The following is a 6,750-nucleotide window of genomic DNA, read 5'->3' on the forward strand; positions in this document are numbered from 1 at the left end:
GCCTATGGGCTACTTTAGGTGCTACTTTAGGTGCTATCAGCGCTCAGGCAAAGGCTGACCGCTGACCGCTGACTCCTGACCGCTGACTGCTGACTACTGAATGCTTACTATTAATGAAGTAGACACACCTATTTCTTCCCGATTCCCCACTCCCGACTCCCGACTCCCGATTCCCTACTCCCGACTCCCGACTCCCGACTCCCGACTCCCGACTCCCTTTCCCAAATAACTAAATACTCGTATTTAATATCACTCCATCAAGTTCCGCTTCAATCAGATTAGCCCCCTGAAGGTTGGCATGAGTTAAATCAGCTCCGGTAAGATTCGCTTTTCTGAGGTTGGTTTCACTAAGGTTAGCTTCTCTGAGGTTGGTATAACTAAGATTAGCTTGACTAAGGTTAGCCCCTTTCAGATTCGCCTTCACCAGATCTGCTCCTGTTAAATTAGCTTTATCAAAATTACTACCAATCAGTTGAGCTTCATTAAGATTAGCCCCAGTCATCACCGCTTCAGTGAAGTTGACCCTACTCAGATTGGCTTTGGTGAAATTCACAGCAATCAGGTTAGTTCTAAACAGATTAGCTCCCTCAAGGTCTGCCAGAGAAAAGTTAACCCTAATTAGATTAGCGTCTTCCAAAGATGTCATAGTCAGGTCTGCTCTTTGGAAGGATGTACGGGTAAGCTTGGCTCTATTCAAGTAAGCGTGACGAAGAATAGCTTTATCAAATATTGCCCCAACGACACAAGCCTCAGTCAGGTCAGTATAAATCAGCAATGACCCACTCAAGTTAGATCCCATTAGCTCGGCTTGAAAGAGATTGAAACCATTGAGGTTTTGCCCACTCAGGTCTACTTCCATCAGGTCAGGGATCAGTTTGGGATGATTGTCTCTCCATTGATTCCAGAGTTTTAGACCCTGCTCAAGCTCAGCCAGATGGGTAGGTTCCGCCATGTAGTTGATTAGTCCTCTAGGTAACAATTCTTAATAAAGTATTAAATTTAATGTAACATAGCGAAAATAAAGTTTACATTTTTGTTAAGATTTTTAAGACTGTCAGCAGCTTTTGTATAAAATGGCGGCCTAAAAAGCCACACCCAAGCTATTACGGCTTGGGTGCAACTATTGTTTGAAGACCAGACATTGGCGAAACAGCGACTTGGACAGGACTTACCCAAAACTGGGCACCAAACCCTACAGGTAGAGTTACTGCGTAAGTCCTAAAGTATTTCTAGGGGTCGGTTGGCGTTATTTGGGCAGGACGGTAAATTAAATTATGCGATCGCATCCCGACTCCCGACTGCCGAGTCGATGCGATCGCATCCATAATCTCTGTCCCGATTTCCCGATTCCCGACTCCCGACTCCCGATTCCCGACTCCCGACTGCCGAGTCGATGCGATCGCATCCATAATCTCTGTCCCGATTTCCCGATTCCCGACTCCCGACTCCCGATTCCCGACTCCCGACTGCCGAGTCGATGCGATCGCATCCATAATCTCTGTCCCGATTTCCCGATTCCCGACTCCCGACTCCCGATTCCCGAGTCGATGCGATCACATCAATAATCTCTCTCCCCATCTCCCCATCTCCCCATTCTCCCCATCTCCCCACACTCCCGACTCCCAATTCTCCCTATCTCCCCCTCTCCCCAAACTTCCAACACTCCCCACCCTCCCGACTCCCCACTCCCGACTCCCGACTCCCGATTCCCTACTCCCGAAAGAAACCTCAAAACCGTGTTCTAGGACGCCCCAAAGTTGTAATATAAACAACCGCTTCATCAACAGGAATACCTAAAACGTCATTTACCTGGTCATCAAAGAAGCCACCAATACCACTTACTCCTAAACCAAGGTAAATAGCTGCTAGATTGAGCCGCTGTCCTAGATGACCAGCATCCATGTGCAAGTAACGGTAAGCGCGATCGCCTAATCTAGCCACTGCTTTTTGTAAGTCAGCCGTGTGGAACACCACTGCTCTGGCATCTCGACCCAGATCTTGCCCTAAACACAGAAAATGCAATTCCTGTCGGAAGTTTTTAAACCGAATTTGCCGCAATTCTTGAGCCTTAGGCGCGTAATAATAGCAGCCTTCTTCTAGATCATTTACCCCAGATACTGCTATAAATGTTTCGATTAAACTTAAATCAAAATAATCTGGTGTTCCATCTAACCCCTGCTCAATGTAATGCTGAGGTTGGTATGTAAAATCCAGAAGAGCTTTTAGCTCCTCCAAGGTCAAATTAGCTGCACTATAAGCTCGGGTAGAGCGTCGTTTTAGAATAGTATCTAAAAATGCTTTCGGAGCATTACCTGAGCTGGTTAACTCCCCCCAATCTATGGGGTTTGTAGCCGTTGAAACTTTATCACAAAACGGAAAATTGTACTTGTCTTCTAACTGCTGGTCAATGTCTGTAATCTTTAAAGTATTACCCTTAGCTTTCCAATCACCACCCTCTTTAATTTCCGTAGCGCGGTGCAAATAACCCAATAATTCTCCATCTGGAATCTTTGGGTAATTAACTTCAGTAGGAGATGGCAACACAGTTGGGGCGATGGGCAAGTTTTGTTCAACTTTGAGCTGATCGGCCAGGGGGATTACTGCGATCGCTCCTTCTTGTTCCAGGTCTAGATAAAGCAGTTCATTAACTTTTTGATCAGCAAAGCCACCAATTAGGTGAGGTCGGTAATCACTCAAAGCCCCAGCTAACTCAATGTTGCCTAGCAGATGACCAGTGTCTAGAAAAATTCTACGGTATGCCCGGTCTTCATAGCGCCAGGCAGAGCGATAAAATACCGCTGTAGTTACAATAGCCAGTTCCGTACTCTCCAAAACTGGGTGCCAGAAGCAAGCCTCTTGCAGTGCATTCCAAACATCACTCTCCCAAAAATGAACCAGAGAATGGGTCAGACACTGATAGTTGTATAGTCCTGGTGGTAATAGGGGAGTACCACGGGAAATCAAATAAACTTCAGCTGGGTATAAGCCACCAGCAGAGGGAGCTGCCCTCAGATAAAGTGGTGGTCCCATGGTCTCCACCCTAGCTGTCAAACCATAACTACACAGTAGTAACTGGGATAGCCGCCACCAACTTTTACTCGGTTCAGAGGTAAACTGCTCCCGGTCTTGTGAGAAGTATGGTTTTAGGTCAAAGTTAGTCCCAACTTTGTAGTCTTTAAACGGTATCGGCTGCTTCTCCCAGTCTAAGCCCTTATTTTTGGCTGATATGGTTTCTGGAGCATATTTGGTGCGCTCGTGGTAGTGCTGAGCGATGGATACTGGCAGTTTTGACATCTTAGTTGCAACAGAACATGAAGCTTTGCTTTATATCTTGACAGGATTTTTGTCCTGTTCCCTGTTCCGGTGATCCGCTGTTCCCTGCTCCCTTATTGATATAGCGGTTTTTAGCCTAATCACGTACACAGGATTTTTGCCCTGTTCCCTATTCCCTGTTCCCTGCTCCGAAGTCCGAAGTCCCTGCTCCCTACCTAAGAAAAATTTCGAAAAAATTTTATTAAATAATTTTATTTTAATAAAATTATTTTGTCAAGTATTTTTATTTTTACGTAGCAAATGTTCACAAATATTAAAAAAGAATTATAATTAAGTGTGTAATGCGCTACAAAGTTATACCTTTATAAAATAAATAAGCATAAATACGCATTGACATTATTTTATAAATTGGTATTGGGCGGCAAAAGCTGACCTATTTATAGCGCAATGAAAAAGATTGGTGGAGCCGAGTTACTTGAACAATACGCTAGGGGTAGACGAGACTTTAGTGGAGTAGATATCAGTGAAGCTGACCTGTTTGAAGCAGATATACAAGCAATTGACCTGACTAGCAGCAATCTTAAAAAGACTTACCTGCCCTACTCTAATCTAAGTCAAGCCAAGTTGCAGCAAGCTCAACTTCAAGCAGTTCAGTTAAGTGATGCCCAGCTCTACCAGACCAATCTCTCTGGGGCGGATCTTCAGAATGCCAATCTGTTCAGAGCAAATCTACGTCGTGCCAATTTACAGGGCGCAAATCTAGCTGGTGCTAATCTCCAAGCAGCAGATTTGAGGGACACTGACCTGAGCCATGCCAATCTCAGCCATGCCAATTTGAGTAATGCTAACCTGAAAAGAGCTATCCTTACTAAGGCTCAGTTGAGGGGTTGCAACTTATTTCGAGCCGAGAACGTCGATCTTTGTGATGCCTACTTGGATAGTTCGACGATTTATCCTGATGGGCATAGAGCTGATGGCTCTGAGTGATCAAACACCTATCCGTTATCCACCAATGACTTTATCACGACGTCACTTCTTTGCCTTAGCCAGTGCTAGCACCGCTGGTGCAATTCTAGCATCCCCCTTGAAAGAGGTTTTTGCCAAGAAGGCTCTTGGTAAATCATTTCGAGGTAAAGGCTTTGGGTCCCTTCAGCCAGACCCTAATCAATTATTAGACCTGGCAGCCGGATTTAGCTATAAAATTTTATCCCGCACAGGTGACACCATGAGTGATAGCAATTTGGTGCCTGGTAGACCCGATGGCATGGCGGCTTTTCCTGCACCGGGAGGCAATACTGTCCTGGTGCGCAATCATGAACTTAGCCCCCATCAATTGGATAAACATGGATTGGTAGCAGTAGAGTATATCAAGTATGACCCCATGTGTTTGGGAGGCACGACAACACTAGTAGTGGCAGCCAATGGTCAACTGGTCAAACAGTACACTTCCCTCGCTGGTACTGAACGAAACTGTAGTGGCGGACCAACCCCTTGGGGTTCATGGATTAGTTGTGAAGAAAGCACCGTTACTCCCACCACTTATCCGGCAGATGACCCCAGAAGTGTTTCGATGAAGCACGGCTATAACTTTGAAGTGCCCATTACCGGTGAAGTGGTTCAAGCTGAGCCTCTAGTGGCCATGGGTCGTTTTAACCATGAAGCCGTTGCAGTAGATCCCAATACTGGGATTGTTTATCAGACTGAAGACAGGATGGATGGTCTGTTTTATCGCTTTATTCCCAAGCAACCAGGCAACTTAAAAGCAGGGGGTCTACTGGAGGCATTGAAGATCCAGGGAACATTTCAAAAAATCACGGTTGAAAACTTCCCTGTCGGTCAGCCCATGGCAGTAGAATGGGTTCGGATTGAGGATGTAGACCCGGAAGAAGATACTGTGCGGGTTGAAGGTTTTGGTAAGGGAGCAACCCAATTTACCCGGGGAGAAGGGGCATGGTACGGTAATAATGAGGTTTACTTTACCTGTACTAGTGGTGGTTCGTTAAATCCAAACACTGGATGGGCGAATGGAGCTGGTCAAGTCTGGCGCTATGTTCCTGGTAGCAATCCCCAAGAGGGTGGCACCATTGAACTGTTTGTTGAGTCCCATGACCGCAGCTTACTAGAACACCCAGATAATGTGACCATGAGTCCTTCTGGGGATCTCATCCTCTGTGAAGATGGTGGTGGTGACCAATTCCTGGTTGGGGTCAATCCTAAAGGTGAGCTTTACCAGTTGGCACGGAATGCCCTCAACAGCAGTGAGTTTGCTGGTGCTTGCTTCTCACCCAATGGTCGGATCATGTTCGTGAACATTCAAGAGCCTGGTATCACATTTGCAATTCAGGGCCCTTGGGTTTAGAGTCTAAAGCGGTTGTAAAGTCATAGAACTTGACAAAATAAAGAATATAGTGCTACGAATCTATGTTAGGACTTATAGATGACGAGTAGCGAGGAACACCGATGCCTGCTTCCTTAAGTTATGACCTACGCAGAAAAGCAATAGCGGCTGTGAAACGAGGTGATCCCAAAATAGACGTGAGCCGGAGAATATAGAAACGACCCTAAGAGACTATCTCCAAGGATAACTTTCACCAGAGATAGCTCATTTTTTTTGTCAGAAGTTAGTCAACTTTAAATTGGCAGATATTGAAGAATAAAAACGAGATTAACAGAGGTAGAAATAAGCGATAAACAGGCCGATTATTTTGAGTGCAAACCTGATAGTAGATTGAGTCCAAAACTTTAAAATAAATGCTCTGCTAATTTTTGAAAGTGAATCCGATAAGATAGCTGATTAAGATTTATGGACAATGACGGGAATAAAAAAAAAAAATTAATTGAAGTTCTGGGTTACTAAAATTGCTAAAACCCTTTATTTACAGATGATGAAAAAATATCGATTTTATTTATATGTACTTATTACTACTTTAGTAATTACCTTGATAGTTGGCTTGTCACCAACCATTAGCCAACCTATATTACTCGAACAAAAAATACAAACCCTAACCGGTGAAAGATGGTTACAGCATGTAGAAGAAGACCTCAATCCTTGGTGGTTAATGGAAACTGCTTTTGGTAAACCTGTAGGTAATTTTCCTAGCTTGCGATGTGACAATGGGGAGCTACTTGATTTGTCTCAACCATGCCCAATTTTTAAGGATTTAGAAGATGAAGACAATTGGATTAAAAATTACTTTAATAAAAAGCACATAGTTGCTCATTCTCGTCAAATTTACACCTACGGAGTTGCTTATCAATTGACTGGAAATCCTAAATTTTTAAGTTTAGCAAAATCTGGATTAGATTGGATTCGCAAATATGGATTTGATCGAGAAAATGGTGGTGTATTTACTGTATTTTCTGAAGATAATCTTACTCCTCTTTCTTCTGTTTCAGAGCGTAATAGTCAAGAACTAGCCTATGCTTTACAGGGGATGGCTTTTTATTACTATCTAACTCAAGATGAAGAAGTATTGC

Annotated in this window: 8 protein-coding genes and 1 pseudogene; 6 read left to right on the plus strand and 3 right to left on the minus strand. The window is 44.1% G+C overall.

Annotated features, from left to right (window positions below; genetic code table 11):
* Positions 1-100: 100 nt before the first annotated feature.
* Positions 101-229, plus strand: a complete 129-nt coding sequence (locus F6K38_RS17235) for a hypothetical protein (protein WP_267871967.1) — start codon at positions 101-103, stop codon at positions 227-229.
* On the opposite strand, the gene F6K38_RS17240 is transcribed toward F6K38_RS17235, so the two are convergent.
* Complete coding sequence (locus tag F6K38_RS17240; RefSeq protein ID WP_287251744.1) at positions 230-952, minus strand: pentapeptide repeat-containing protein; 723 nt, start codon at positions 950-952, stop codon at positions 230-232.
* 322 nt (positions 953-1,274) lie between these two features.
* On the opposite strand from F6K38_RS17240, the gene F6K38_RS17245 reads away from it, so the two are divergent.
* Entirely contained in the window at positions 1,275-1,565 is a 291-nt protein-coding gene (locus tag F6K38_RS17245) for a hypothetical protein (RefSeq protein ID WP_287251746.1), read from the plus strand.
* On the opposite strand, the gene F6K38_RS17250 is transcribed toward F6K38_RS17245, so the two are convergent.
* Both F6K38_RS17250 and F6K38_RS17255 read right to left on the minus strand, forming a co-directional pair.
* A complete protein-coding gene (locus tag F6K38_RS17250) occupies positions 1,559-1,732 on the minus strand; it encodes a hypothetical protein (RefSeq protein WP_287251747.1) in 174 nt (57 codons plus the stop codon). The genes F6K38_RS17245 and F6K38_RS17250 overlap by 7 nt on opposite strands.
* On the minus strand, positions 1,729-3,294 hold the full coding sequence (locus tag F6K38_RS17255; protein WP_287263388.1) for a SagB/ThcOx family dehydrogenase: 1,566 nt from the start codon (positions 3,292-3,294) through the stop codon (positions 1,729-1,731). Before F6K38_RS17255 ends, F6K38_RS17250 begins: the two co-directional genes overlap by 4 nt.
* Positions 3,295-3,720: 426 nt before the next feature.
* Here F6K38_RS17255 and F6K38_RS17260 point away from each other — a divergent pair, with 426 nt between their 5' ends.
* The 4 genes and pseudogenes from F6K38_RS17260 to F6K38_RS17275 form a co-directional block, all read left to right on the plus strand.
* A complete protein-coding gene (locus tag F6K38_RS17260) occupies positions 3,721-4,260 on the plus strand; it encodes a pentapeptide repeat-containing protein (protein WP_009149535.1) in 540 nt (179 codons plus the stop codon).
* Between the two features lie 25 nt (positions 4,261-4,285).
* Complete coding sequence (locus F6K38_RS17265; RefSeq protein WP_044494492.1) at positions 4,286-5,632, plus strand: alkaline phosphatase PhoX; 1,347 nt, start codon at positions 4,286-4,288, stop codon at positions 5,630-5,632.
* A 169-nt stretch (positions 5,633-5,801) separates the two neighbouring features.
* Positions 5,802-6,068 (plus strand): annotated as a pseudogene (locus F6K38_RS17270) (ISKra4 family transposase); the annotation flags it as partial.
* 42 nt (positions 6,069-6,110) lie between these two features.
* Positions 6,111-6,750: AGE family epimerase/isomerase (locus F6K38_RS17275; protein WP_287357014.1), on the plus strand; the 640-nt coding region annotated here is incomplete at its 3' end.

This window comes from Moorena sp. SIO3B2, assembly GCF_010692525.1.
GTDB classification, from domain to species: Bacteria; Cyanobacteriota; Cyanobacteriia; order Cyanobacteriales; family Coleofasciculaceae; genus Moorena; species Moorena producens.